Annotated in this window: 28 protein-coding genes; 27 read left to right on the top strand and 1 reads right to left on the bottom strand. The window is 70.6% G+C overall.

Going from position 1 to position 21956, the window contains the following annotated elements; all coding sequences use genetic code 11:
* Window positions 1–90: 90 nt before the first annotated feature.
* The 13 genes from ACFWVV_RS25005 to ACFWVV_RS24945 all read left to right on the top strand — a co-directional run bounded on the left by ACFWVV_RS25005 (window position 91) and on the right by ACFWVV_RS24945 (window position 9877).
* Window positions 91–261, top strand: a complete 171-nt coding sequence (locus ACFWVV_RS25005; RefSeq protein WP_384354693.1) for a hypothetical protein — start codon at window positions 91–93, stop codon at window positions 259–261.
* A 62-nt stretch (window positions 262–323) separates the two neighbouring features.
* Window positions 324–626, top strand: coding sequence for a hypothetical protein (locus tag ACFWVV_RS25000; protein WP_384354695.1), 303 nt, complete (start codon window positions 324–326; stop codon window positions 624–626).
* Window positions 627–644: 18 nt separating this feature from the next.
* Complete coding sequence (locus ACFWVV_RS24995) at window positions 645–1070, top strand: NUDIX domain-containing protein (RefSeq protein WP_384354697.1); 426 nt, start codon at window positions 645–647, stop codon at window positions 1068–1070.
* 26 nt (window positions 1071–1096) lie between these two features.
* Window positions 1097–1336, top strand: coding sequence for a hypothetical protein (locus tag ACFWVV_RS24990; protein ID WP_384354699.1), 240 nt, complete (start codon window positions 1097–1099; stop codon window positions 1334–1336).
* A gap of 25 nt (window positions 1337–1361) precedes the next feature.
* Window positions 1362–1595: a hypothetical protein gene (locus ACFWVV_RS24985; RefSeq protein ID WP_384354701.1), complete on the top strand. Its 234-nt coding sequence runs from the start codon at window positions 1362–1364 to the stop codon at window positions 1593–1595.
* A 19-nt stretch (window positions 1596–1614) separates the two neighbouring features.
* Complete coding sequence (locus ACFWVV_RS24980; RefSeq protein ID WP_384354703.1) at window positions 1615–1944, top strand: hypothetical protein; 330 nt, start codon at window positions 1615–1617, stop codon at window positions 1942–1944.
* 31 nt (window positions 1945–1975) lie between these two features.
* A complete protein-coding gene (locus ACFWVV_RS24975; RefSeq protein ID WP_384354705.1) occupies window positions 1976–3451 on the top strand; it encodes a DUF2637 domain-containing protein in 1476 nt (491 codons plus the stop codon).
* 23 nt (window positions 3452–3474) lie between these two features.
* Window positions 3475–3711 carry a hypothetical protein gene (locus ACFWVV_RS24970; RefSeq protein WP_384354707.1) on the top strand — a complete coding sequence of 79 codons (237 nt, stop codon included), beginning with the start codon at window positions 3475–3477 and terminating at the stop codon, window positions 3709–3711.
* Between the two features lie 44 nt (window positions 3712–3755).
* On the top strand, window positions 3756–4274 hold the full coding sequence (locus ACFWVV_RS24965) for a hypothetical protein (RefSeq protein WP_384354709.1): 519 nt from the start codon (window positions 3756–3758) through the stop codon (window positions 4272–4274).
* A 1-nt stretch (window position 4275) separates the two neighbouring features.
* Window positions 4276–4881 (top strand): hypothetical protein, encoded by a 606-nt coding sequence (locus ACFWVV_RS24960; protein WP_384354711.1) that lies wholly within the window; start codon window positions 4276–4278, stop codon window positions 4879–4881.
* 106 nt (window positions 4882–4987) lie between these two features.
* Window positions 4988–6922, top strand: coding sequence for a hypothetical protein (locus ACFWVV_RS24955; RefSeq protein ID WP_384422794.1), 1935 nt, complete (start codon window positions 4988–4990; stop codon window positions 6920–6922).
* A gap of 2 nt (window positions 6923–6924) precedes the next feature.
* The gene (locus ACFWVV_RS24950; RefSeq protein ID WP_384354463.1) at window positions 6925–7302 is read left to right on the top strand and encodes a hypothetical protein; all 378 of its coding nucleotides are present in this window, start codon (window positions 6925–6927) and stop codon (window positions 7300–7302) included.
* A gap of 55 nt (window positions 7303–7357) precedes the next feature.
* Entirely contained in the window at window positions 7358–9877 is a 2520-nt protein-coding gene (locus tag ACFWVV_RS24945; protein ID WP_384354465.1) for a DNA translocase FtsK, read from the top strand.
* Window positions 9878–10145: 268 nt separating this feature from the next.
* Here the strand turns inward: ACFWVV_RS24945 and ACFWVV_RS24940 are convergent, their stop codons facing one another.
* The gene (locus ACFWVV_RS24940) at window positions 10146–10841 is read right to left on the bottom strand and encodes a hypothetical protein (RefSeq protein WP_384354467.1); all 696 of its coding nucleotides are present in this window, start codon (window positions 10839–10841) and stop codon (window positions 10146–10148) included.
* A 120-nt stretch (window positions 10842–10961) separates the two neighbouring features.
* Between ACFWVV_RS24940 and ACFWVV_RS24935 the strand changes: the two genes are divergently transcribed.
* The 14 genes from ACFWVV_RS24935 (at window position 10962) to ACFWVV_RS24870 (ending at window position 21878) form a co-directional block, all read left to right on the top strand.
* A complete protein-coding gene (locus ACFWVV_RS24935; RefSeq protein ID WP_384354469.1) occupies window positions 10962–11501 on the top strand; it encodes a hypothetical protein in 540 nt (179 codons plus the stop codon).
* Window positions 11479–13137, top strand: coding sequence for a terminase large subunit domain-containing protein (locus tag ACFWVV_RS24930; protein ID WP_384354471.1), 1659 nt, complete (start codon window positions 11479–11481; stop codon window positions 13135–13137). The genes ACFWVV_RS24935 and ACFWVV_RS24930 overlap by 23 nt, the downstream gene beginning before the upstream one ends.
* Before the next feature lie 81 nt (window positions 13138–13218).
* A complete protein-coding gene (locus ACFWVV_RS24925) occupies window positions 13219–15126 on the top strand; it encodes a hypothetical protein (protein ID WP_384354472.1) in 1908 nt (635 codons plus the stop codon).
* A gap of 65 nt (window positions 15127–15191) precedes the next feature.
* Window positions 15192–15938 (top strand): hypothetical protein, encoded by a 747-nt coding sequence (locus ACFWVV_RS24920; RefSeq protein ID WP_384354474.1) that lies wholly within the window; start codon window positions 15192–15194, stop codon window positions 15936–15938.
* Between the two features lie 103 nt (window positions 15939–16041).
* Window positions 16042–16788: a hypothetical protein gene (locus ACFWVV_RS24915; protein WP_384354476.1), complete on the top strand. Its 747-nt coding sequence runs from the start codon at window positions 16042–16044 to the stop codon at window positions 16786–16788.
* A 15-nt stretch (window positions 16789–16803) separates the two neighbouring features.
* Complete coding sequence (locus tag ACFWVV_RS24910; protein WP_384354478.1) at window positions 16804–17856, top strand: major capsid protein; 1053 nt, start codon at window positions 16804–16806, stop codon at window positions 17854–17856.
* A gap of 5 nt (window positions 17857–17861) precedes the next feature.
* Window positions 17862–18233 carry a hypothetical protein gene (locus tag ACFWVV_RS24905; RefSeq protein ID WP_384354480.1) on the top strand — a complete coding sequence of 124 codons (372 nt, stop codon included), beginning with the start codon at window positions 17862–17864 and terminating at the stop codon, window positions 18231–18233.
* 93 nt (window positions 18234–18326) lie between these two features.
* Entirely contained in the window at window positions 18327–18668 is a 342-nt protein-coding gene (locus ACFWVV_RS24900) for a hypothetical protein (RefSeq protein ID WP_384354482.1), read from the top strand.
* Window positions 18665–19486 (top strand): hypothetical protein, encoded by an 822-nt coding sequence (locus ACFWVV_RS24895; RefSeq protein WP_384354484.1) that lies wholly within the window; start codon window positions 18665–18667, stop codon window positions 19484–19486. Before ACFWVV_RS24900 ends, ACFWVV_RS24895 begins: the two co-directional genes overlap by 4 nt.
* Window positions 19483–20214: a spherulation-specific family 4 protein gene (locus ACFWVV_RS24890; protein WP_384354485.1), complete on the top strand. Its 732-nt coding sequence runs from the start codon at window positions 19483–19485 to the stop codon at window positions 20212–20214. The genes ACFWVV_RS24895 and ACFWVV_RS24890 overlap by 4 nt, the downstream gene beginning before the upstream one ends.
* A complete protein-coding gene (locus ACFWVV_RS24885; RefSeq protein ID WP_384354487.1) occupies window positions 20211–20591 on the top strand; it encodes a hypothetical protein in 381 nt (126 codons plus the stop codon). Before ACFWVV_RS24890 ends, ACFWVV_RS24885 begins: the two co-directional genes overlap by 4 nt.
* Complete coding sequence (locus ACFWVV_RS24880; protein WP_384354489.1) at window positions 20591–21046, top strand: DUF6093 family protein; 456 nt, start codon at window positions 20591–20593, stop codon at window positions 21044–21046. Before ACFWVV_RS24885 ends, ACFWVV_RS24880 begins: the two co-directional genes overlap by 1 nt.
* Window positions 21043–21432, top strand: coding sequence for an HK97 gp10 family phage protein (locus ACFWVV_RS24875; RefSeq protein ID WP_384354491.1), 390 nt, complete (start codon window positions 21043–21045; stop codon window positions 21430–21432). The genes ACFWVV_RS24880 and ACFWVV_RS24875 overlap by 4 nt, the downstream gene beginning before the upstream one ends.
* Complete coding sequence (locus tag ACFWVV_RS24870; protein WP_384354493.1) at window positions 21429–21878, top strand: hypothetical protein; 450 nt, start codon at window positions 21429–21431, stop codon at window positions 21876–21878. The genes ACFWVV_RS24875 and ACFWVV_RS24870 overlap by 4 nt, the downstream gene beginning before the upstream one ends.
* The last annotated feature ends 78 nt before the right edge of the window (window positions 21879–21956 follow it).

Here is a 21956-nt window from a genome sequence, read left to right as displayed (position 1 = left end):
CTCACCACCTGCCCTTGCCCGTACCGGGTTCCGGCCTGCGACGCGACTCACGTCCGGACCCCCACCACCCGCACACCCCTAGGAGACCTCATGCCCAGCAAGGAATCCGCCCTGGAAACCGCCTACGCCGCCGCCTCCGACCTCTACGACCAGAAGCAGGCCGCCGACCAGAACGGCGGGGACCCCGACCTCGACACCCGCTTCAAGGCCGCCGTCGGGCTCTACGTCCTCGTCGAGAACACCCCCGACCACAACCGCTGACCCCTCCCGCCCTGGTCGGCGCCCACCGCGCCGGCCATCACCCCGAGAACCAGGAGTACCCCGTGGCACTGCCGACCTGGATGACCCGCCACGCGCAGCCCGAGCCCGTACCCGCCGCGCCCACCCGCCGGACCCGCCGCACGGACACCTGGCAGGGCCAGCCCCTCCCGGACCGCACCCCCACCTCGCCCGACAACCTCCACTACCGCATCTACAACGCCGCCACCCGCGAGCTCCTGTCCTTCGGCACCAACGGCGGGCCCGGCTCCCTGAACTCCGTCGTCCAGGACGCCCTCAACGTCCTGGCCGAGCACCCCGGAATCCGCCTCTACGTCGAGCAGTTCGACGGCCCCGCTTACACCTGACCGAAAGGACCGCACCCCATGACCTACACCGAGAAGCTCCTCGCCATCCGCTACGCCGCCGACGTCGTCGCTATCACCCACGACGGCCGCGTTGCCCTCATCGAACGCGGCTGGGACCCCTTCGCGGGCCACCACGCCCTCCCCGGGGGGCACGTCGACGACGGCGAGACCAGCCGACAGGCCGCGGCCCGCGAACTTTTCGAGGAGATCGGCGTCCAGATCGACCCCGACGGGCTCCAGCAGATCGGCGTCTTCGACGACCCGAACCGTGACCCCCGCGGCCGCTACGTCGCCGTCGCCTACCTCGCCCACGTCTCCAACAACACCGTGCTCACCGCCGGCGACGACGCCCGGACCGCCGACTGGTGGCCGCTCGACAGCCTGCCGCCGCTCGCCTTCGACCACGCTGACATCATCCGCGCCGCCACCCGCCTCACCTCCTGACCCACACCCGACCGGAGGCACCCGCCATGACCAGCCCCGCCACCGCCTACACCCCCACCTCCGAAGCCGACGCCCTCTCCGCCGCCCTCCAGATCACCGGCGACTACGGCCACCACGTCCTCGACGGCGACTGGCACCAGGCACTCACCGACTTCTCCCACAACGCCACCACCCCCACGCCCACCACCCGCACCGCCGTCTCGACCGGCCGCGGACTCGAGTACCTCGAGCGCGCCCGCACCGCCATCGCCACCCTCACCCACTGAACCGCGCACCAGAAAGACCACGCACATGGAAGACCCCACCGCCCGCATCGCCGAGTACGCCGCCCTCGCCACCGAACGTCTCGACCACACCACCCCCACCACCAACGAGATCACCACCGCCGCCGTCTACGCCCAGCTCGCCACCGCAACCGCCCTCGGCGCCCACGCCGAAGCCATCGCCGAACTCGCCTACCAGCTCGGCGCGGGCAGCCTCCCCACCGGCATCACCCTCACCCCGCCCACCCGCAACAGCACCTGACCCGGAAGGACCGACCGCCATGAACAGCCTGATCGACCGCATCTTCCGGCACACCGCGCACCACCTGGAGACCCCCATGAGCACCGAGACCACAACGGCAGACACCGCACCCGCCCCCACCGCCCTCATGCGGTTCCTCACCCACGGCGGCGCCGTCGTCCAGGTCACCGAGGAGCAGCGCACCACGTTCTGGGACACGACGAACCCCACCGGCACGTGGACGGTCTATCCCGTCCACTGCCTCGGATGCCACTACGACCACGACAGCTACACCTCTCCGGAGGGCGCCCGCGACAACGCCAACGAACACGCCTCCACCTGCCGAGCCATGCCCAAGCCCACCGCCTGACCACCCCCGCACCGAAAGGACCCCGGCGACCATGACCACCATCCCGGCGCCCGGCGACCGGCCCGCCCGCCCCACTGTCATCACCGGCTGGCAGCCCCTTACGCCGGGGACCACCCCCCACGCCGTACAGGAACCCCTCACCCGCACCCAGAAGATCCTCATCAGCGTCGTCGTCTCCGCCGTCCTCGTCATCGCGACGCTCGGCTTCATCGGCTCCTACGCCGCCGTCACCCAGCTCGCCAAGGAAAAGCAGTTCGGCGCCTTCGCCCACGCATTCCCCATCGCCGTCGACGCCGGCATCATCGCCTTCCTCGCCCTCGACCTCCTCCTCACCTGGCGGCGCATCGGCTTCCCCCTCCTGCGCTACAGCGCCTGGGGACTCACCCTCGCCACCATCGCCTTCAACGCCGCCACCGCCTGGCCCGACCCCCTCGGCGTCGGCATGCACTCCGTCATCCCCGTCCTCTTCGTCATCGCCGTCGAAGCCGCCCGCCACGCCATCGGCCGCATCGCCGACATCACCGCCGACAAACACATCGAGTCCCCGCCCGTCTCCCGCTGGTTCCTCAACCCGCTCGGCACCTTCACCCTCTGGCGCCGTCAGCGCATGTGGGCTATCCGCTCCTGGGAGACCGTCCTCAAGCTCGAGCAGGAGACCCGTATCTACCGGGCCACCCTCCGCAAGACGTACGGCCGCGGCTGGAGGCGGAAGGCGTCAGCCGACCAGCTCCTCGTGCTGCGCCTCGCCAAGGACGGCATGTCCATCCAGGAAGCCATCGACCTCCCCCACGCCGAAGCCCGCAAGCTCGCCGAAGACGAAGCGAACCGCCAGGCCGAAGCACAGGCGAAGCAGGAAGCCGAAGCCGAAGCACGCCACCAGGCCGAAATCCGCGCAGCCGAAGCCGAACGCATCCGCCGAACCGAAGCCACCCGCGCCGCCCAGGCCGAAGCCGAAGCACACCTCGAACTCGAAGCAAAGCGGACCGCCGAAGCCGAAGCCGCCCGCATCCTCGCCGCGGAAACCGAAGCAAAGCTCGCCGAGATCGCCCGCCGGGAGCAGCAGGCCGAAGCCGAAGCCGAACGGAACCGGCAGGCACGCCTCGCGGAAGCCGAACGCCTCAAGTACGAAACCGCCCGGCAGGCCCGCGAAGCAGCCGCACTCGAAGCCCAGAACCGCCGGGAAGAGCAGGCCCGCACCCGCGCCCAGCGCATCACCGCCCAGGCCGCTTCGGCTTCCACTTCGGACACCGGCACCCCTGAAGCGGCCAGCACTTCGGCTTCCGGTTCCGGTTCGGCCCGCCCGATTGGCCAGCAGCGCGGCAAGCGCCAGGCCGAAGTCGAAGCCGTCCTCGCCCGCCTCGTCGAAGCAGACGACCCCAAGGCCGTCTCCCTTGCCGAAGTGATGGACGACTTCGACCTCACCCAGACCACCGCCTACGACCGACTCAAGACCGCCCAGGACCTCTACCACGACTGGAAGTCGAAGTCGGACTCCCGAACCGCCTGACCCGAACCCAAAGGAGACCCGCCATGACCCGCTCCACCACCTGGACCGCTTCCACCGCCGCCGAAGCCAAGGACGTCCTCGAAGCAGCGCTCGACCGCCTCGAGTCCTCCATGAAGGCCGCCTACCCCGGCATCAACGCGTACGACCGGACGCAGGCCTCCCGCAGCACTCACGTCCACCTCGACATCAACTTCCTCTTCACCGAACTCGAGACGACCGCCGACGACCGTTCCACGCACACCCGCCTCACCCGCGACTGACCCCCCAATAGCCCACTGACCAGCGGAAACAGAAGGAGGAAGCCATGGGCACCGACACCCGCGACCACACCGCACCTGCCCCCCGCACCACCACCCCGCCCCGCACCCGGCCGCGCGCGCCGATGCCCCGCCCCACCCCCACCGCCCCGGCGCCCGTGCTCGGGGCGCCGGCCTACCCCTCTCTGGCGCACCGGCTGCTCCCCACGCCGGTGCGCCGCACCCTCGTCCACCTCGGCATGTGGCAGGACCCCACCCCCCTCAAGCCGTCCGCCCACCTCCTCCAGGTCCACCAGGTCCTCTGCCACTACGGGTGGACCCAGTCCCTCGACTTCAGCCCGACGGGCCGCATGTGCATCCGCGGCGCCCAGTCCTTCCTCCAGACCACCGGCCACGTCACCCCCACCGACCGGGACCGGGCCATCGACTACATGCAGCAGACCCTCCACGAACACGGCGTCCACCTGCCCTTCTTCGCCTGGAACGACCTCCCCGGCCGCCCCTTCCAGGCCGTCGAACGCCTCCTCCACGACTCCGCCACCGCCGCCCGGAAGAACGGTGAATGACATGACCCCCTACGACGCCGAATTCGACAAAATCACGCAAGGAATCACCATGGAAACCCCCGACTCCAGCCCCTACAGCCCCTACGGAACCCCCACCGCACCCCCCAAAGCAGGGCTGACCGGGCGCGGGAAAATCGCCATCGGAATGAGTGCCGCAGTCCTCGCCAGCGGTGTTGTCATCGGATTCCAGGCGCACTCGGCAAACGAAGCCGCCAGCGAGGCAAAAGCGCAGGAAATCGCCCTCCAGACCCAGGCGTTGGAGCTCGCGAAACTCAAGGAAATGAACCGGGCCGCAGAAGCCAACCGCAAGGTCGCCCTCACCGCGGACCAGTCCCGGCAGGCCGCCATCGACACCTGCGTGAAGAACGGCGACGACCTGGTCCGCAAGAGCGACGGGTTCGCCCTGCAGACCGTGGTCCGCAGCTGCCAGGACCAGTACTCCAGCACCCCCTCCGTGGCCAGCGACTCCATGGCCAACGCCGCCTCCAGCAACCCGCTCAAGGGCTCCGACGAGGGCGTCAACACCGGTGCATTCGTCGGGATCGGGGTCCTCCTGCTGGGTCTCGCGGCCGCCGGAAGCCGTTTCAAGCGGAGCGACGCCACCTAGTTCCTCCTTACTGATCTCCCGGCCAGAGAACGCCCCCAACCCCCTCCCCGGGGGCCTCTGGCCGGGGGTTTCAGGGCGAAGGAGGAAGTAAGTAGGAGCTACCGAAGTGGAGAATGAGATGGCGGCCGACACCGCACCCGCAGCTGTTCCCGACCCGACCACCCCGCCCCAGGCGGCCGCCCCCACGGGGCCCGCACCGCAGGGCTGGCTGGCCTCGGTGCTCGCCCCGGTGGCCCCCGCCCGCCCCCTCACGGACCCCGCTTCCCCCCACGCTGCCGACACCGCCCCGGAGACCGGGCACACAGCCGTTCCGGGGGCCTCCAGCGCCTCCTTCCACGGCGACGACCAGACGGCCACGGAAGGCAAGACCGCCACGGCGACACGGCAGGAGCGCAGCGTGCTCCGGGCATGGCTCCTGGCCGGTGCGCAGCGCTGGGCAAAAGGTGGGGGCACCGCGAACAAGCGCCTCGATACGCAGAAAGCAAAGGCGCAGGCACGTCAGGTGAAAACGACCCGTACGGAAACCGTGAACCGGTCCGTGGGTGGACCGGCTGCCGGGAATTCAGGCGGGCGGAATGCGGGCGGCGGGGGAGTGGATAGGAAATCGGAAAAGGACAAAGGTGTTGGTGGGGGGAAAGGTCAGCAGCTTTCGAAGGGGGCGGCGGACAACCGGTCCAACGGTTCCGCGCACGGCCCTTCCGGCCGCAAGGGCGGTGCGCAGAACGGCAGCTCGGGAGGCCCCGGAGCCCGCGGAGGGGGAGGCGGGCCGGCGCCGAAGGACCGCAAGCCGTCCGCCCGGGAGACCAGTACGGGCAAGGACCGTACGGACCGCCGGCCCGCCCCGGACAAGACCGGAGGAAGGACCCCCGCCCCGGCCCCTGCAGCTGACTCGGGCAAACACGGCCGCCCGGGCGCGAAGGACAAGACGCCCAATCCCGCCCCCGCCAACCGCAAGGGCGACGCGGAGAGCGATGGGAAGAAGCCTGCTCCGACGCCGAAGCCGGAGAAGCCCGCCCCCGATCAGGCGCAGAAGCCCGCCCGCGACCAGGTGAAGAAGGACGCCCGGGACGACGTGAAGGCCAAGGCCCCCGCGCCCAAGCCCGACGCGGCCCCGAAACCGGCCGCCACCCCCAAGCCCGCCCGGGACAACCCCCCAACCGGCACCTCCGGCACCAAGACCAAGGGTGACAAGGGCCCGCGCCCCAGCACGAACACCAAGAAGCCGGACCCGGCCAAGCGCGACACCCCCAAGCCCGGCAAAGACGACAGCAGCGCACCACCCAAGCCCGCCACACCCCCCGCCAAGACCCCGCCCGCCGCGGAGAACACCCCCGCAGCACCCCCACCCGCCCGCCGTCCGCCCACCCAGAGCTCCCGCGAGGCCGGATACCGCGACGGCACCCGCGCCGCCAAGGTGATCGGCCACGTCGGCGCCTACCAAGCCGGTGTGAAGGACGGCTGGAGCGACCAGCGCCACACCGACAAGCAGCACCAGGAACACCTCGACGCCGCCCACGCCAAGCACCACCCGGCACGACAGGACAGGACACAGCAGATGGCCGGTAAGAGCAGCGCCGACTACCACGAGCCGCAGCCCTTCCCGGTGAAGTCGGTGACCGCCACCCACGTCCACCTGGGCGACGAGGCCGGCACCACCTTCACCCGTGGCGAAGTCCGCTCACTGAAGACGTACGAGCGGCGCCTCACCGAGCGGGCCACCGAGATGACGAAGCGAGCTGAACGCACCAAAGGCCTGCACGAGCACGCCAAGCAGCAGGCGGCGAGCGTCACCCGGGTGCTGGAGAAGTCCAAGTCCGTGGAGGGCGGCGACAGGCTCATTGGCTCCCTCACCAGGACGGAGGAGAAGGCCAAGGCGCAGGCCGCCAAGGCGCAGGAGAAGCACGCCCGCGCTCTGCGCGCCGCAGAGGCGTGCCGCGTGGTTCTGCACAACGTGTCCGTCCGGTACAGCGGCGTCTACAAGGCCGTCGTCGACTCCGACGTAACCGCCCCCGCCGAACTTGCCTTCTACGAAGGGAACTGACCATGGCCGCCATCACCTTCTCCGAGCTCAAGCGGGAAGTCACCCAGCTCGCGAAGAACGCCACGAAGGGCGCCGACGCGATCCGCGCCGAAGCCCAAGCGATCGACGCCGCCGCCCAGGACACCCGCCGGGTGGCGGAGCAGATCGCCAGCATGGGCGTCGACCAGGAGACCCGGTCCGAGACCCATCACCTCGCGAAGCTGATGGCTGGCGTCTCCGAGGCGGCCATCGACTACGCCAGCGCCGGAGATACCACCGCGAAGGCGGCCCAGGCCTCCCACGACCAGGCGCAGACCACGCACGGCGGCATCCAGGCGGCCTACCAGCGGTCCCCCGTCGACCTGTCAAACGTCAACCGCGAGTGGTTCCGACAGAGCTGACTCCACCCCCACATAGCCCAGACCGTCCTACGCCCCACAACAGGAGACACCGTCCATGAGCACGCCCCTCACCGTCCGGGCCGCGTCCACCGAACGCGCCATCGCGCTCGCCACCGCCGCCGCACCCGTCGCCACCGGCGTGCTCGCCCCCCTCCTCGACGGCGGCGCCGCCTTCACCGCCACCCTCGCCTACGGGGCCGGTGCCGGATTCATGGCCGCGAACTACCTCGGCCGCCTCCCCGACAGCGTCCTCGCCCACATGCCTGGCGGCGACATCGTCACCGCCCACCGCACCCCACTGTTCATCAGCGCCCTCACCACCGGCATGTCCCTCGGCGTCGGCACCCTCATGGGCCCCCAGGGCGCCGACGCCCTCCTCGCGGGCGTCCTCACCCTGCCCTCCATCCCCGGCATCGTCTCCCTCGGCTGGTGGGTCGCCGTCGGTCTGGTTCCGTTCAAGCTCCGCACCGTCCTGGGCCGCAAGCGCGCCTACCGCCCGACTGCACACGACCCTGTACCCGCCCTCACGGCCCTGCCGACCGACGCGGAGGACATCCTGCGGACGTGGGCGCAGCACATCTCCCACCCCACCCACGGCACCCATCGCGGCCAGGAGCTCACCGTCCACACGTTCAGTCCCACTCGCTGGACCGGCACCGTCACCGCCCCCCTCGGGGCCTCCGTCACCGTCACCAAGGCCAACGTGTCCTCCGTCTATCAGCGCCCCGCCTCCTGGATCTCCCTCACGCCCGGCGCCCACGAGGGGGAGAAGCACCTCACCGTGAGCCTTGTGGCACCGACCGAGCTCGACGCCTCCACCCTCGAAGGGGCCTGGCGCAAGTACGTCAGCCCCTCCGTCATGCGCGGCTCCCACCTCGAAGAGGTGCAGCACGACCCGGCCACCGGCGGTGAAGTCGCCGTCGTCGTCGCCGACGAGGACCAGGCCCGCCTCGTCACCCCCAGCCAGGACGACCTCGCCGGTGCCCTGCGCACCACCACCCTGCTCTGCTCCTACACCCCCGTCCCCGGCAACCCGCGGCGCGGCAGCATCCGCCTCATGAAGCACAACCCCCTCGAAGAGGGCACCCCGTTCCCAGGCACCCACGTCCTGAAGGCCTCCGACGGTGGCTACGTACAGATCGGACGGCACGTCAGCGGCTGGCCCGCCCGCATCCAGTTCGTCGACCCCAAGCTCGGCGCGAAGCACGTCTTCATCGCCGGCGTCACCGGCTCCGGCAAGGGCGGCCTCGTCCAGATCATCGCCCTCGCCGACCACGTCAACGGGTACGCCATCATCTACATCGACCCCAAGGGCTCCTCCAACCCCGACGTCGAGGACATGGCCGCCTACTCCGCCCTCGGCGAAGAGGGCTCCATCCAAGGGCTGCGCGTCGCCTACGCCCTGCTGCAGTGGCGCATCGCGGAGTCCGCCCGCCTCAAGATGAAGAACTTCGTCGCCACCCCCGACCGCCCCTACGTCCGCGTCATCCTCGACGAGGCCCACGTCCCGCTGTCCGAGCTGGAGGAGCACAAGAAAGAAGCCGGGATCATCCTGGAGGCCCTCGCCGCGAAGGCCCGCTCCCTCGGGATCATCCTGTGCGTCGTCAACCAGGCCGTGAACGCCGACAAGCTCGGCGGATCCACCACCCTGCGCACCAACGTCATCCAGGGCGGCTCCCTGGTCATGCTCCGCACCGACTCCGACCAGCAGCACCTCGCCACCACCGGATTCGACGGCGTCGACCCCGGCACCATCCCCGCCTCCTGGGACGTTGACCGCCCCCTCGTCTATGACGAGAAAATCCAGCTCGAGGACCCGCGCTCCACCTACGGGCTCGGCTTCACCCTGGGCCCCGGCGGCGCGGCGGAGATGATGCGCACCTTCGTCCTCGAGTCCGCCGCCCCGTACATCGACCCCGACGCCGTCCAGTACCCGGCGGACTGGCCCGACTGGGACAACCGCCACGAGATCGCCACCAGGTCAATCCTCGGCGACGGCGACGACACGGCTTCCGTGCTGGGCCTCCCCAGCCAGCCCGCAGGACCCGCGAAAGCCCCCACGGCCGAACAGAAGATCCTCGCAGTGCTGGAGGAGTCCGCCGACCCCCTCGGCCTCGAGGTCATCTACAAGCACAAGACCGACATCTACAACCTGGCCGGCCTGAAGTCCGAAGCCACCCTGAACAACACCCTGTCGGCGCTCGTGCGGGCGGGAGAGATCCACCGCCGGAACACCGGCAACGCCAGGGACGACCGCGGCTACTACGGACTCGGCCCCGCACCAGCAGACACCGACCCGGCCGACGACAACACCGCGCCCACCCCGGCCGGAACCGATGCGGAGACCGACGACCTGCTTCTCGAGGCAGCCCGCATGGTCGTGGACACCCAGTACGCCTCCCAGCAGATGCTGCACCGCAAGCTCCGCATCGGCTGGGACACCGCCGGAGAACTGCTCGGCGAACTGCAGGCGCGGGGGATCGTGGGCGGGGAGGACGACAGCCAGGAATGCGACGTGCTGGTGGCAGCGGAGGAAGCCGAAAGTCTGCCGCATCGGCTCGGAGCGGGCGGGTAAGCCAGCCCGGGGGGAAGCGCCCGGGACAAACCCAGGGCTCATGCGCCACTCTTAGAACCGCACGGCCACGAAGGGTTCTAGAGCATCTCGAGTGTCCCCGCGCCCGCATGTTGCTCCTGTGGCCGTGCACCGACTTCCGCCGCACCCCCTTCCCACGCAGGGTGGCGACCGGCGGTCCCAACCCGGCGGCATCCCCCCGCCGCCGGGCGCAAGAAGGCCCCACAGCCACCCCCCCAGGCTGTGGGGCCCTTGCACGTTCCGGCCCCGGCTACTTCACCGGCTTCCACGTCCCGCAGTCCCGCGACGTGAACTGCCCGTCGCCCGCACGAATCTTCACCGTGATCTCCTGCCCGGACGTCGCGAAGTGGTTGTCGAGGATCTCCCCGCCACGGCTGGTGCGCTCCCAGTAGCAGTCCGCCAGGTCACCCTTCACCCGGTACGTACCCGGCCCGATCTCCTGCTGCTCGTCCGAGAACTGGTCCGGCCGCTTCGGCTTCGCCTTCACCACGTACGTGGCATCGGGATACGTCCACACGTAGTCCCCGTCCAGCGCCCGCAACGCGACCTTCGACCACTTCGGGCACAGCTTCGGCATCCCCGCCCGCAAGACCGCCGGCTCATCGCCCTCCACCCGCTCCGCGAGCCACCCGCCCGGCTCCGTGCCGTGCCCATGCTGCGATGTCATCGACTCGCAGATGTCCGCCACATACGCCGACGCAGTCTCGTACAGCGAGGCGACCGCCCACCCCTTCTGATCGGCCAGCTTGTCGAAGTCGCCCTCCTTCGTGGGCGGGTAGTACGGCTCCTCCGGCTCCGCCTCGACCGCCGGGGGAGAGGTCTCCGACACCACCGGGTCCGGCGAAGCCTTCCCCTCCGCCGCAGGCTCCCCGCTCCCGCACCCCGCCACCAGCACCACCACGGCCGCCCACACCACGGCCCCCACCCCTGCACGCACTCGTCTCATGCGGCGCAGGATGGCACCCCCAGCCGCGGCCGGGGAAGCACAATCACCAGATAGGGGATCATCAGACTGGGCGCGGGGCCTGCCAGTACCTCCCATCCACCTGCGGGAGCCCCGACCGCCATGACCGCCTCCAAAGCCAAACAAGCCGAAGTCGCCACCCGCCGGGCCGCCCTGGTCCGCCTCCGCCGCGCCGGCATCCCCTTCGAGGACGAGCGCATCCTCTCCCTCGGCTACTCCTCCCGCACCAGCGCCTCCAAGGACCTCATCCGCGCCCTGGAGGAGCGCCATAAGGACCAGGCAGCCGCAGTCGCGGTGTACCGGCAGGAGGAGAACGAGCGCCTGGATGCCCTCATCCAAGCGGCCTGGCCCGTCGCTACCGCCCCGAGCCCCATCCTCGACAAGGACGGCACGGTGGTCGGCGAGGCCCTCGACCTCAAGGCCATCGACACCGTCCTCAAGGTCATGGACCGCCGCGCCAAGCTCAACGGCTACGACATGCCCGTCAAGACGGAACTGTCCGGGCCCGACGGGGGAGGCGTGCCCCTCGGGCCGGTGAACCTCGCCGAATTGCGCTCCCTGATCCAGGCCGCCGGCGACCCCGACCCCGACCCCGTGGACGACAGCACCGAGGAGGGTCATGACGACAGCGACGACACCTGACGTCGACCTCGACCTCGGCGAGGACAGTCCCGCTGTCCGCGAGGCCGAAGAACTCCTCGAGCTGGTCGCCGCCTACCGGCAGCTCAACCGCGCCCAGCGCCGCCGCATCGCCCGCCAGGCCAGCCCCGAGGTACGAACCGTCCTCGCCGGAGTCGAACGCGACCTCGCCCTGAAGCGCTCTCCGGGCTCCATGTCCGCGGTCCTCACCGACCACCGGGAGATGCAGGCTCGCCACCTGGATCTCATCGACCAGGTGTTCCGCGACATCGCCGCCGGCCACCCCCGCAAGGTCCTCATCACCATGCCCCCGCGGCACGGCAAGAGCAGGCGCGCCGCTAGGTGGGCACCCTTGTGGTACCTGTCCCGACACCCCGATCACCGAGTGATGATCGCCTCGTACTCGGCGGACCTCGCCGATGACCACGGGCGGTGGATCCGCGACGCGATCGTCGCCTACGGACCCCAGCTCGGCATCGCCCTGCACGCAGGGTCCAAGGCGGCGAACCGCTTTGACCTGGCCGACCCCGAGACGGGGGAGCGCCTGGAGGGCGGCCTGGTCACGGCCGGTGTCGGCGGTGGTCTGACCGGCAAGGGTGCCCATGTCGCCCTGGTGGACGATCCGATCAAGGACGATGCGGACGCCCAGTCCCCGACGATGCGCAAGCGCCTGTGGGACTGGTGGACGTCCGTTCTGCTGACCCGTATCGAGCCGGGCGGGTCGGTGGTGGTCATTCAGACGAGGTGGCACGAGGATGACCTGGCCGGGCGCGTCCTGGCCGGGGAGGACGCCGAGGACTGGACGATCCTGGACCTGCCCGCCCTCGCGGACTCTCCGGACGACCCGCTGGGCCGGGGGATGGGGGAGCCGCTGTGGCCCCGCCGGTACGGGCACGCCGCCCTGGCGAAGATCCGCCGTGCGGTCGGGGAACGCGTGTGGTGGTCGCTGTTCCAGCAGAAACCGCGCCCCATGTCCGGTGGGGTGTGGAAGCAGGAGTGGATCGACGACAACCGCATCAGCACCGCGGTCCTGCGCAGCATCGACCTGACGCGGATCGTCGTCGCGGTCGACCCGGCCGGCGGGGCGTCCTCGGTCAATGACGAGGTCGGCATCACCGCGATGGGCGCTGCCCTGGTGGAGTCGCTGGGCGTCCACCACGCGCACCCTGAGGAGCGGGAGGAGTACTTCCTCCTGGACGACAAGTCCGCGTCCCTGGGGGCTGATGAGTGGGGCATCACCGCGTGTCTGCTGGCCGTCGAGTGGCGGGCGGACGCGTTCGTCGTGGAGTCGAACTACGGCGGCGACATGACGGAGCAGGTCCTGGTGCAGGCGTGGCAGGAGCTCGAGCGCAAGGGTCTCACTAAGGGCATGCTCATGCCGAGGGTGATCCCGGTGAACGCCAAGCAGGGCAAACGCCTGCGGGCTGAGCCGATCGCCCAGCTGTACGCGCAGGGGCGGGCCCACCACGTCGGCCAGTTCCCCAAGATCGAGTCGCAGATGGTCACGTGGATGGCCGGCATGGACTCGCCCGACCGCATGGACTCCGCCGTGCACGGCTTCACGGAACTCGCCGAGATCGACGGCTTCGACACCGTCATGCACGTCTACGAGCGCGGCGACCCGCCCGGGCGGCGCTGACAGCAAGGGCAACCCGTACACCCCGCGCCTCTACTCTGATCCCAGGCGCGGGGCCTGATCGTGTTCCGGAAGGGGCGCCTGGTGGGCCTGTACCAAATCATCGTCGACCGGTGGAGTGCGCTGAACTACAAGCGCGCCTTCGCCGACCCGGCGGACAGCCGGCCCAGCCGTGATGCGTTCCCCGCAGCCCGGCGCACCTGGGTCCCCAGGGAAGACCAGCGGCGTCTGGCGTCCTACACCCTGTTCGCCGCCTACGGGCACAACCAGGCGTGGGAAGTGGCCGCCGTCCAGGACGCGACGGACGCCACGTCCCGGCGGGAGTTCGGCGACCCCGCCATGCTGGTTGCCGCGATCACCTCGCACATGCTGGGCCGCGAGCAGACCATCACCGTCCCCGGTGCGGAAGACGCCGAGCCCGCCGACGGCACCGCCCCCGCCCCCGGTGCCGCCTGGGCCGCCACTGTGCAGGATCAGCTCCGCGAGTGGGCCCGCCACGAGCAGCTGGCCCTGCGCATGCAGCAGAACGAACGCAAGACCGTCCGCGAGGGCGACGGTGTGTACACCCTGGCCTGGGACGGGCAGAAGAAGCGGCCGCGGCTGGCCGTCGTCGACCCCGGGTTCTACTTCCCCGACCTGCCCGACACCGCCGGCGACAGCTCCGAGTACCCCGAGCGCGTCCACCTCGCCTGGGAAATCGACGCCGACCCCCTCGTCGCAGGCGACAAGCGGAAACTGCACCGCATCACCTTCGAGCTGGGGCCTATCGGCACCGTCACCGTGTCCGACACCACCGGCCCCCGGCCCGCCCGGGTGCCCGCCTTCGACACCGACGGGCAGAGCCCCCTCATGGTCCCCGGGGACACCTACGACCCGGACCGGGGGCTCATCAGCCGCTCCTACCCGTGGAACGACGAACCCTCCACGGTGACGTGCTACCTGACCGAGGCCCAGTGGGACCTGGACGACATCAAGGCCAACCAGGACGTGCACACCCTGGACTACCGGTACGCCACGTTCATGACCCGTGAGGACGGGCAGGTCCTCGACCACCTGGACCTGCACCTCGACTTCATCCCCGTGATCCACATCCCCAACAGTGTTCCCGAGGACGGGCACTGGGGGGAGTCGTCCCTCGCAATCCTCATGCAGCTCTTCGACGAACTGCAGGGCGCGGACACCGACTCCTCGCAGGCCTCCGCCACCACCGGATCCCCGATGCTCGGTGTGGTCAACCCGGACGCCAAGGGCAGCCGCCGCGGCAGCGAACCGCGGAAGATGAAGGTGCAGCCCGGCCTGGTCATCGAGATGGGCCAGGGCGGCAACCTCCTGACCGTCGACACCAGCCCCATGCTGGCCGAGCTGCGCAACAAGACCGCCGAACTCCAGGACCGGCTCTCGGTGAACGCCCGGATGCCCGCGGTCGCCCTGGGCACCCTCGACCCCACCAAAGCGCCCTCCGGGTTCTCCATCCAGCTGTCGTACGGGCCGATGGACCCGCTCATGGACTCCATGCACCTGGCCCGCGACTTCAAGTACGCGCTGCTGCTGAAAATGGTCCAGCGCCTGTACAAGGCCGGGCAGCACCCCGACTGGACGGGGCCGGTGGTCGAGGCCCAGATGGTGTGGGGCACCTACAAGCCCACCGACAAGGCGGCCACCCTGGAGATGGTCCGCGGTGCCGTCACGGACGGGGTGATGTCCCTGGAGACCGCGGTACGGCTGCTGACTGAGGTCGGCTTCCCCATCGACGACGCCGGCCAGGAGATCGAGCGGATCCAGTCGCGGCGGTTCGAGCAGGCCCGGTTCCTGGCCGACGCGACCGGCTCCTCCGAAGCCGTCGCCGACTTCCTCGGCATCGACTTCACCCCCGACCCGCCCCCCGACCCGCCGGTCCTGAACCTCCCGCCCCGAGGCGGGAGCCCCGAGGACGACGACGCCGAGGAGGAGCAGGAACCGCCTGCACAACGCGGCCAGGGGAAGCAGCGGTGACAGGTGTGCTTACCTTGATCCCAGGCGCGGGGCCGACGACTACTCCTGTGGGAGGACTTGCCCCCATGCGCCGCCCCGCGCTGTACCGCCCCGCCCCCCAGACGGCCTGGGCCCGCCCCTACCCGGCCGGCCTGTTCTCCCCGTACTTCTACAACGGCGACCCCACCCCGGCCCCCCCGGCGGGCGAGGCGCCGGCGGCCGAGACGCCCAAGCCCAAGCCGCCCGCCAGCCCCCGCCCCGGCACCACCGAGGGCGAGCTGATCGTGAACCGGGAATGGCTGGAGAGCAAGCTCACCGTCGAGAAGGACGCGGGACGCCGCAACGGGAACCAGCGCCTGGCCGCCGACCTCGGCTTCGACGACGTCAACGGGCTCCGCAAGTTCATCGAGGACCAGAAGGCCGCCGCGAAGGCGCAACTGTCCGAGACGGAACGCCTCGCCCAGGAACTCAAGGACCGCGAGCAGCAGGTCGCCGAGCGTGAGGCCCGCGCCGTGGCCCGCGAGCACGTCGCCAACCGGCGCGCCGTCCTGGTGTCCCTCGGGGCCGTCGGTGACGACCTGGACGACGCCACCGCGCTCTTGCGGGTGGCCAACGACGCCACCGACGACGACCTGGCCGCGGCCGCCGAACAGCTCAAGGCCCGCCGCCCCGAACTCTTCGGCGCCCGCCCCGCCGAACCCGCGGCCGCACCGCCCGCACCCACCGGGCTGCCGTCCACCGGCATCCCGCGCCCGGGCGCCAGCCAGCCCAAGCCCGGAGAACGCGGCCTGGAAATGCTCCGCCGCCGGGGAAAGATCCGCACCGACGCCTGACCAGCACCACCGCACACCGTGGGACCACGCCCTCTCTCCTCGTGGACGCGCACCAGCAGGTGCCGAAACCGCAGTTCGTCACCTGCATGCATAGGAGAGGGCAGTGAACGACTTCCAGCCCCTGCGCGTGAGCGAGGAAGCCACCGCCGACAGGCCCTGGCTCGCCTCCCTCGTGGGCACCAACGACATGAACACCATCACCCTGGACCTGGCAAAGTTCGTCGCCGGAGTCCACTACGAGGCCGGTAACCTCCTCCAGCCCCGCAACGTCATCAAGTCCGGGCTCGCCCTGGGCAAGGTCACCGCCACCGGGCTGTACGCCCCGTACTCCGGACCCACCTCCGAAGTGCAGACCGTCACCGTCACCGGCACCCCCACCGGCGGCACCTACACCCTGACGTTCAGCGGGCAGACCACCGCGGCAATCCCGTACAACGCCACCGCCGCCCAGGTGAAGGCCGCACTGGAAGCCCTGTCGAACATCGCACCGGGCGACGTCACCGTCACCGGCGGCCCGCACCCCGGCACCGCCATGAGCGTCGCCTTCGCCGGCGCCTACCTCGGCGAGGACGTCGCAGCGATGACCGCCTCCGGCGCCTCCCTCACCGGCGGCTCCACCCCCGGCGTCACCATCGGCACCTCCACCGCAGGCGGGGCGGCCACCGCATCCGACGGCACCCAGATCTTCGCCGGACTGCTCGGAACGGAGTCGATGTTCGCCACCGGCTCCGCGAAGACCACCGGGGCGCTCCTGTGGTTCGGCGAGGTCTTCGCCCACAAGTGCCCCGTCCCCTTCGACCCGGACGACATCGCCGCCACCGCGCCCGGCGTCAACATCCACTACCGGTAACCCAGGAGACCGACCATGAGCACTCTCGACCGTCTCCTGCGGAACGTCACGCCGGAAGACATCAACGCCTACATCAACGGCCTGCCCGTCCCCGCCACGTACGCGCTCACCCAGAGCGTGATCCCCGAGCGGAAGATCTACGGGCCGAAGTTCCGTATCGAGTCCAACAAGCGGCGCATCAACGCCGCGAAGTTCCGCGCCTTCGACACCCCGCACGCCCTCGCCAAGCGGCAGGCCGAGCGCGTCGTCAACGAGGGCATGCTGCCCCCGGTCGGCCAGACCCTGGAAATGGGAGAGCTCTCCCTAATCCTGCACCAGGCCCGCCGCGGCGCCGATGACCAGGAATTCCTGGACGCCCTCTACGACGACCTCGAGCGCCACTTCACCTCCATCAAGATCGCCCAGGAGATCGCCGCCGGAGAACTCCTGGCCACCGGCGTCGTCCACCTGCCCGGGGTCAACCTCGAAGTCGACTGGAACGTCCCCGCCCAGAACAAGCCGGTCGCCGCCACCCCCTGGGACGACCCGGCCGCCACCCCGCTCACCGACGAGATGGCCTGGATCCGCTACCTCAAGAGCGTCGGCGCACCCAAGCCCGCCCGGGTCATCACCTCCGAGCGCGCCGCGTCCGTGCTGGCCTCGAACATCGAGTACCGCACCGCGTTCTGGAACAGCAGCAGCCCCGCCACCACCCCCTCCACCACGCTGTCGCCGCCCGACGTCAACGCGGTCCGCGCCCGCTGGAACCTGCCGCCCATCGAGATCTACGACGAGCAGGTGTGGTCCGACGACGTCTACGTCCGCACCACCCCCGAGTCGCTGTGGGCCATGGTCCCGCCCAACCCGGAGCAGTGGGCCCAGACCCAGTACGGCGTCACCGCCGAACAGGACAACCTCGAAGACGGCGAGAACCCGGGACTGGAAGCGGCGCGGGAGCCGGGCATCTACGTCTCGTACGAGAAGAAGTCCAACCCCGTGCAGTTCTCCACCACGGCCAACGCCATCGCCATGCCGGTGCTGTACGTCAACAACTTCCACATCAGCGCCACCGTGCTGTCGGGGAGCTGAGCGACATGGCCAAGCTCGCACGCGCCGTCTTTGTCCGCGACAAGGACACCAGCCGCGACGTCCTCCTGAACTCCGGCGACGAACCGCCCGCCAAATACGCGGTCCTCGTCAAGAACCCGGCGTGCTGGGAGGGCGGCAAGCTTCCCGCCGCCGTCAAGCGGCACATGGACTCCGACGCCGACACCTCCGGCGGGGACGAGACCGATAGCACGGGAAACGCCCCGAAGGACAGCCAGGGATCCGGCGACGGCTCCGACACCTCCTCCGGCTCCACCGCCCCCGGCGAGCCCACCGAGGACACCAAGACGGCCACGAAGAAGGCCACCGCTCCGGCTCGGGGCCGGAAGGCCGCCGCTGAGGGCACCGGCGGCCAGTAGGCGAAGCGCGGGCCCGCCCCGGCAGGGGCGCCAGGCGGGCCCGCGCAACGTCCCCCCTTCCCCCACCCCACCCCCTGCACCCGGAGGCGGCTCATGGACGCAGCCGTACGCGCCTGGCTACTGGACCAACTCGGCAAGGCAACAGACCAGAACGACCTCGAAGACCGCTACCAGCGGGAGGGCAACGCCCGCGCCGTCGCCCTCGGAGTCCTCCGCGACCGCCTCGCCACCCTCCTGGCCAGCCCCGGAAGCATCAACGTCTCCGGGGTCGTCTCCCTGTCCAACGCAGCCAACATCGCCGCCTACGAACGACAGATCGCCCAGCTCGAATCCGGACAGCCACCCGCACCCGACGACCCGGACCTCGACGGCGACGGCCACCCGGACACCAACACCCTCAGCTTCATGCAGCTCGTCGAACGGCCCCGGCGATGAAAACCGGGCAGCGGCGCACGCTGCGCTCCCGGCTGCTGGACCTCATCACCAGCGCGACCAGCCGCCTCACCGCCGCCTGGGCCATCCTCAGCACCGCCCAGGTACGGCTGCTGGACATGCTCGCCGCGATCCGCCCCGGCCGCACCGCCCAAGCTCGCATCCGTACCGCCGTCACCCTCTTCCAGCGCGCCGTCGCCACCTTCGACCGCGCCGCAGCCGGATGGATCGAACGGTGGGCGGCCACCGACCTGCCCGCCGCTTACCGGGCCGGCGCCCTGGCCATGCTCGACCACGCCGACCGCCCGCACCGCATATGGGAATGGACCCCCCACCACCAGGCCACCATCACCGGCCTGTGCGCCGCCTTCTACGCCGACCTCGTCGCCCGCCTCCAGGAAGCCCTGCGCCGCGCCCGCGCGTTCCTGCGGGCCGCCGTCGACGCCGCCCGCGCCCGCCACTCCCGCTTCCAGCACGCCGCCTTCGACCGGTCCGCGCTGCGCCGCGAGCACCCCCTGGACACCGTCATCTACGCGAACGACGCCCACCACCCGGTCGCCGCATGGGCGCGTGCCACCGTGTCCTGGCAGGCCGTCACCGCCGCGAACACCGGCAGCGCCCGCACCGCCCTGGAACAGCTGAGCTGCTACGTCCTCGAGGTCCGCGACGGACCTGACTGCGGATGGCGCACCCACAACGACACCGACCGCGCCGACAAGACGCTGCGGGCCATCGACGACGCCCTCGCGCACCCGGCCGCCCACCCGAACTGCCAGCGCGAGTTCCTCCCGCACTTCACCCGCCCAGGAGCCACCGCATGAGCCTGCCACCGACCATGGGCGCCGGAGTGCCCCTCTACATCCACCCCGCGACGGACTCGGCCGCCTGGGCCAACGTCGCGATCCCGGACAGCCCCGTGCACTGGGTGATCCTCAACCAGAACTCCGGCCCCGGTGAGACCGAAGACGCGGTGCTGTACGACGCGGCGCGTGCCGTCCGTGACGCTGGCACCCCCGTCCTGGGGTACATCCCTCTGGACTACGGGGAGCGCGACGACTACTTCAACAACCTGGAGGCGGAAAGCTACGTCACCCGCGGCATCACCAAGGTCTTCCTCGACGAATGCCCCTCCGATGCCGCCCACGTGCAGTCCACCGCCCTGACCATCCTGCGCCAGCGGCAGCGCGGCATGACGTACGTCGTCATCAACCCGGGGCAGATCACCGACCGCCGCTACCTGGGCATCGCCGACCAGGTCGTCACCTTCGAAGGCGACCTGGCCACCTACCGCACTGCGGTGTTCCCGGACTGGGTGCGGGAGTACCCGCCCGAGCGGTTCGCGCACATGCTGCACGGCGTAGAAACCGCCGAGCAGGCCGCCGAGGCTGTAGGTCTGGCCCGCCGCCGCAACTGTCACACCGTCTTCGTCCACTCCACCCCGTTCGTGCCCCAGACCAACACCTGGGACGGGCTGCCCTCGTACTGGCAGGCCTTCACCCGCGCGCTGGGCAACGTCCCCTCCCGGCCGGCCCCGGGGTGGCAGCGATGAGCGCCCCCACGTTCGGCAGCGAGGGCCGCCACGTTGCCATCTCGGCGGACGGGCCGATGGCACGGGTCGTGCTGGAAGGCGCGGACATCTCGGAGCAGGTCAGCGGCTACACCCTTGAGCACCGGGCCGGACAGCGGCCGATGCTCGTCCTGTACGCCGCAGCCGACGCCACCGACTTCGACGGCCTGGCGGAAGTCGTGGTCGCGGCCGGCCCCGACCCCGGGCCCGCGCTCGCCGCGTTCCTCGCCAACGTCGATCCTGTCGCGCTTCACCAGGCTGCCCTCAACCGTGACGACCTCGACGGGACCCGCCACGAACTTACCCGGGCCATGCTTGCCCAGCTCGCCGAGTGGGCGCAGGGCGGGGGCGGGTCCTGATGGCCGGCCTTGACAGCGCTCTCGCGGGGGCGGTCGCCTGGATCGTCGACAATCTCCTCATCGACACCGTCCGCATCTGGCTGCCCGCCGGGACCGAGCCCGTCTTCAACCCCGACACGGGGGAGCTCGAGTACCCGCCGGGCGCGGTGGTCTACGAGGGGCCCGGTGCGGTCCAGCCCGGCAATGCATCCATCGAGAATGCCGCCACCCCGGACGCGGTCACTGGCTGGGTGCAGGAGACCAAGTCGCGGTATGTGCTCCTCACCCCGCTTGAGGCGCCGCTGGCCCCCAAGGACGCCCTGGTCTCGGTGACCGCCGTCCACGACCCGGACCGGGCCAGGCTCATGGGACGGGTGTGGTTCTGTGCGGACGTCAGCCAGGCGGGCACCGTCGAAGTGGTCCGCCGTACGTCCCTGGACCAGAACCAGGCCGCCCGCCCGGAGGTCAGCCCGTGACCCCCGACGAGCTCGCCGACCGTCTTGAGCGGGCCGCCGACCAGCTCGGTGACGCCGTCATCCGCCGCGTCATGCACACCGCTGAGGTCGCCCGGGGCAAGATCCGGGCGAACGCGTCCGGCCGCCCGGGGCCGAACGTCATCACGGGCCGTTACCGGTCGTCCTGGCAGCTCACCGGGCACCGCATCCCCTACGGGGCGGTGTGCACCATCGGCACCCGCCAACCCCAGGGGCGGCGCCTGGAGTTCGGTTTCTGGGACATGACCGACTCTCTCGGCCGCCACTTCTTTCAGCCGCCGTACCCGCACGTGCAGCCCGCCCTGCCGTCCATCGGCATGGAGCTGCAGGAGCAGATGCGCCTCGCTGCCGCGGAGGTCTTCGAATGATCCCCGTGGGACCGGTGACGATGGCGCTCAGCGCGCTCCTCTCCTCGGCGAGCGGCAAACCGGTGGGCCGGGGCCGGCGCCCCGCGACCTTCCCGCCGCCGTACTACCTGCTGCACCTGGTTGACGTCGACACCACCGGCCCGCCCCTGGAGGACCTGAACGAGGACATCTCCCTCGTCTACCAGGTCACCTGCGTGTCCGGCCCCGACCCGAATGTGCAGGGCAGCGCGGGCAGTGACGACCAGGCGCAGTGGCTCGCCGATAAGGCCCGCACCGCGCTCCTCGGCCGGAACCCGGCCACCGGGGCCTGGCTGCACCCGCTGACCGTGTCCGGCGCCAAGGTCATGGGCCGCAGGCCCGAGACGGAGCCCGGGGGAACGAGTGATCCCGCAGATGCCATCATGAGTCATGTGCTCAGGGTCCGAGTTGATCTGACCCCCGCCTGACCCACGTTCAGGCGCTCTACCGCACCGCGGCGGCCCCCTCGCGGACGTGCCCTCAGAGGCCGAACCGACACCCGCCGT

Source organism: Streptomyces sp. NPDC058663 (assembly GCF_042716745.1).
Lineage (GTDB): Bacteria > Actinomycetota > Actinomycetes > Streptomycetales > Streptomycetaceae > Streptomyces.
This window is presented reverse-complemented; position numbering and strand designations above follow the sequence as displayed.

Bases quoted from the DNA above. Each gene is read 5' to 3' on its own strand.
- ACFWVV_RS24905 (WP_384354480.1), top strand. From the start codon at position 17,862: ATGGCCAAGCTCGCACGCGCCGTCTTTGTCCGCGACAAGGACACCAGC.
- ACFWVV_RS24895 (WP_384354484.1), top strand. From the start codon at position 18,665: ATGAAAACCGGGCAGCGGCGCACGCTGCGCTCCCGGCTGCTGGACCTC.
- ACFWVV_RS24870 (WP_384354493.1), top strand. From the start codon at position 21,429: ATGATCCCCGTGGGACCGGTGACGATGGCGCTCAGCGCGCTCCTCTCC.
- ACFWVV_RS25005 (WP_384354693.1), top strand. From the start codon at position 91: ATGCCCAGCAAGGAATCCGCCCTGGAAACCGCCTACGCCGCCGCCTCC.
- ACFWVV_RS24910 (WP_384354478.1), top strand. From the start codon at position 16,804: ATGAGCACTCTCGACCGTCTCCTGCGGAACGTCACGCCGGAAGACATC.
- ACFWVV_RS24920 (WP_384354474.1), top strand. From the start codon at position 15,192: ATGCGCCGCCCCGCGCTGTACCGCCCCGCCCCCCAGACGGCCTGGGCC.
- ACFWVV_RS24975 (WP_384354705.1), top strand. From the start codon at position 1,976: ATGACCACCATCCCGGCGCCCGGCGACCGGCCCGCCCGCCCCACTGTC.
- ACFWVV_RS24935 (WP_384354469.1), top strand. From the start codon at position 10,962: ATGACCGCCTCCAAAGCCAAACAAGCCGAAGTCGCCACCCGCCGGGCC.
- ACFWVV_RS24940 (WP_384354467.1), bottom strand. From the start codon at position 10,841: ATGAGACGAGTGCGTGCAGGGGTGGGGGCCGTGGTGTGGGCGGCCGTG.
- ACFWVV_RS24990 (WP_384354699.1), top strand. From the start codon at position 1,097: ATGACCAGCCCCGCCACCGCCTACACCCCCACCTCCGAAGCCGACGCC.
- ACFWVV_RS24960 (WP_384354711.1), top strand. From the start codon at position 4,276: ATGACCCCCTACGACGCCGAATTCGACAAAATCACGCAAGGAATCACC.
- ACFWVV_RS24885 (WP_384354487.1), top strand. From the start codon at position 20,211: ATGAGCGCCCCCACGTTCGGCAGCGAGGGCCGCCACGTTGCCATCTCG.
- ACFWVV_RS24965 (WP_384354709.1), top strand. From the start codon at position 3,756: ATGGGCACCGACACCCGCGACCACACCGCACCTGCCCCCCGCACCACC.
- ACFWVV_RS24995 (WP_384354697.1), top strand. From the start codon at position 645: ATGACCTACACCGAGAAGCTCCTCGCCATCCGCTACGCCGCCGACGTC.
- ACFWVV_RS24900 (WP_384354482.1), top strand. From the start codon at position 18,327: ATGGACGCAGCCGTACGCGCCTGGCTACTGGACCAACTCGGCAAGGCA.
- ACFWVV_RS24890 (WP_384354485.1), top strand. From the start codon at position 19,483: ATGAGCCTGCCACCGACCATGGGCGCCGGAGTGCCCCTCTACATCCAC.
- ACFWVV_RS24945 (WP_384354465.1), top strand. From the start codon at position 7,358: ATGAGCACGCCCCTCACCGTCCGGGCCGCGTCCACCGAACGCGCCATC.
- ACFWVV_RS24970 (WP_384354707.1), top strand. From the start codon at position 3,475: ATGACCCGCTCCACCACCTGGACCGCTTCCACCGCCGCCGAAGCCAAG.
- ACFWVV_RS24880 (WP_384354489.1), top strand. From the start codon at position 20,591: ATGGCCGGCCTTGACAGCGCTCTCGCGGGGGCGGTCGCCTGGATCGTC.
- ACFWVV_RS24985 (WP_384354701.1), top strand. From the start codon at position 1,362: ATGGAAGACCCCACCGCCCGCATCGCCGAGTACGCCGCCCTCGCCACC.
- ACFWVV_RS24980 (WP_384354703.1), top strand. From the start codon at position 1,615: ATGAACAGCCTGATCGACCGCATCTTCCGGCACACCGCGCACCACCTG.
- ACFWVV_RS24950 (WP_384354463.1), top strand. From the start codon at position 6,925: ATGGCCGCCATCACCTTCTCCGAGCTCAAGCGGGAAGTCACCCAGCTC.
- ACFWVV_RS24930 (WP_384354471.1), top strand. From the start codon at position 11,479: ATGACGACAGCGACGACACCTGACGTCGACCTCGACCTCGGCGAGGAC.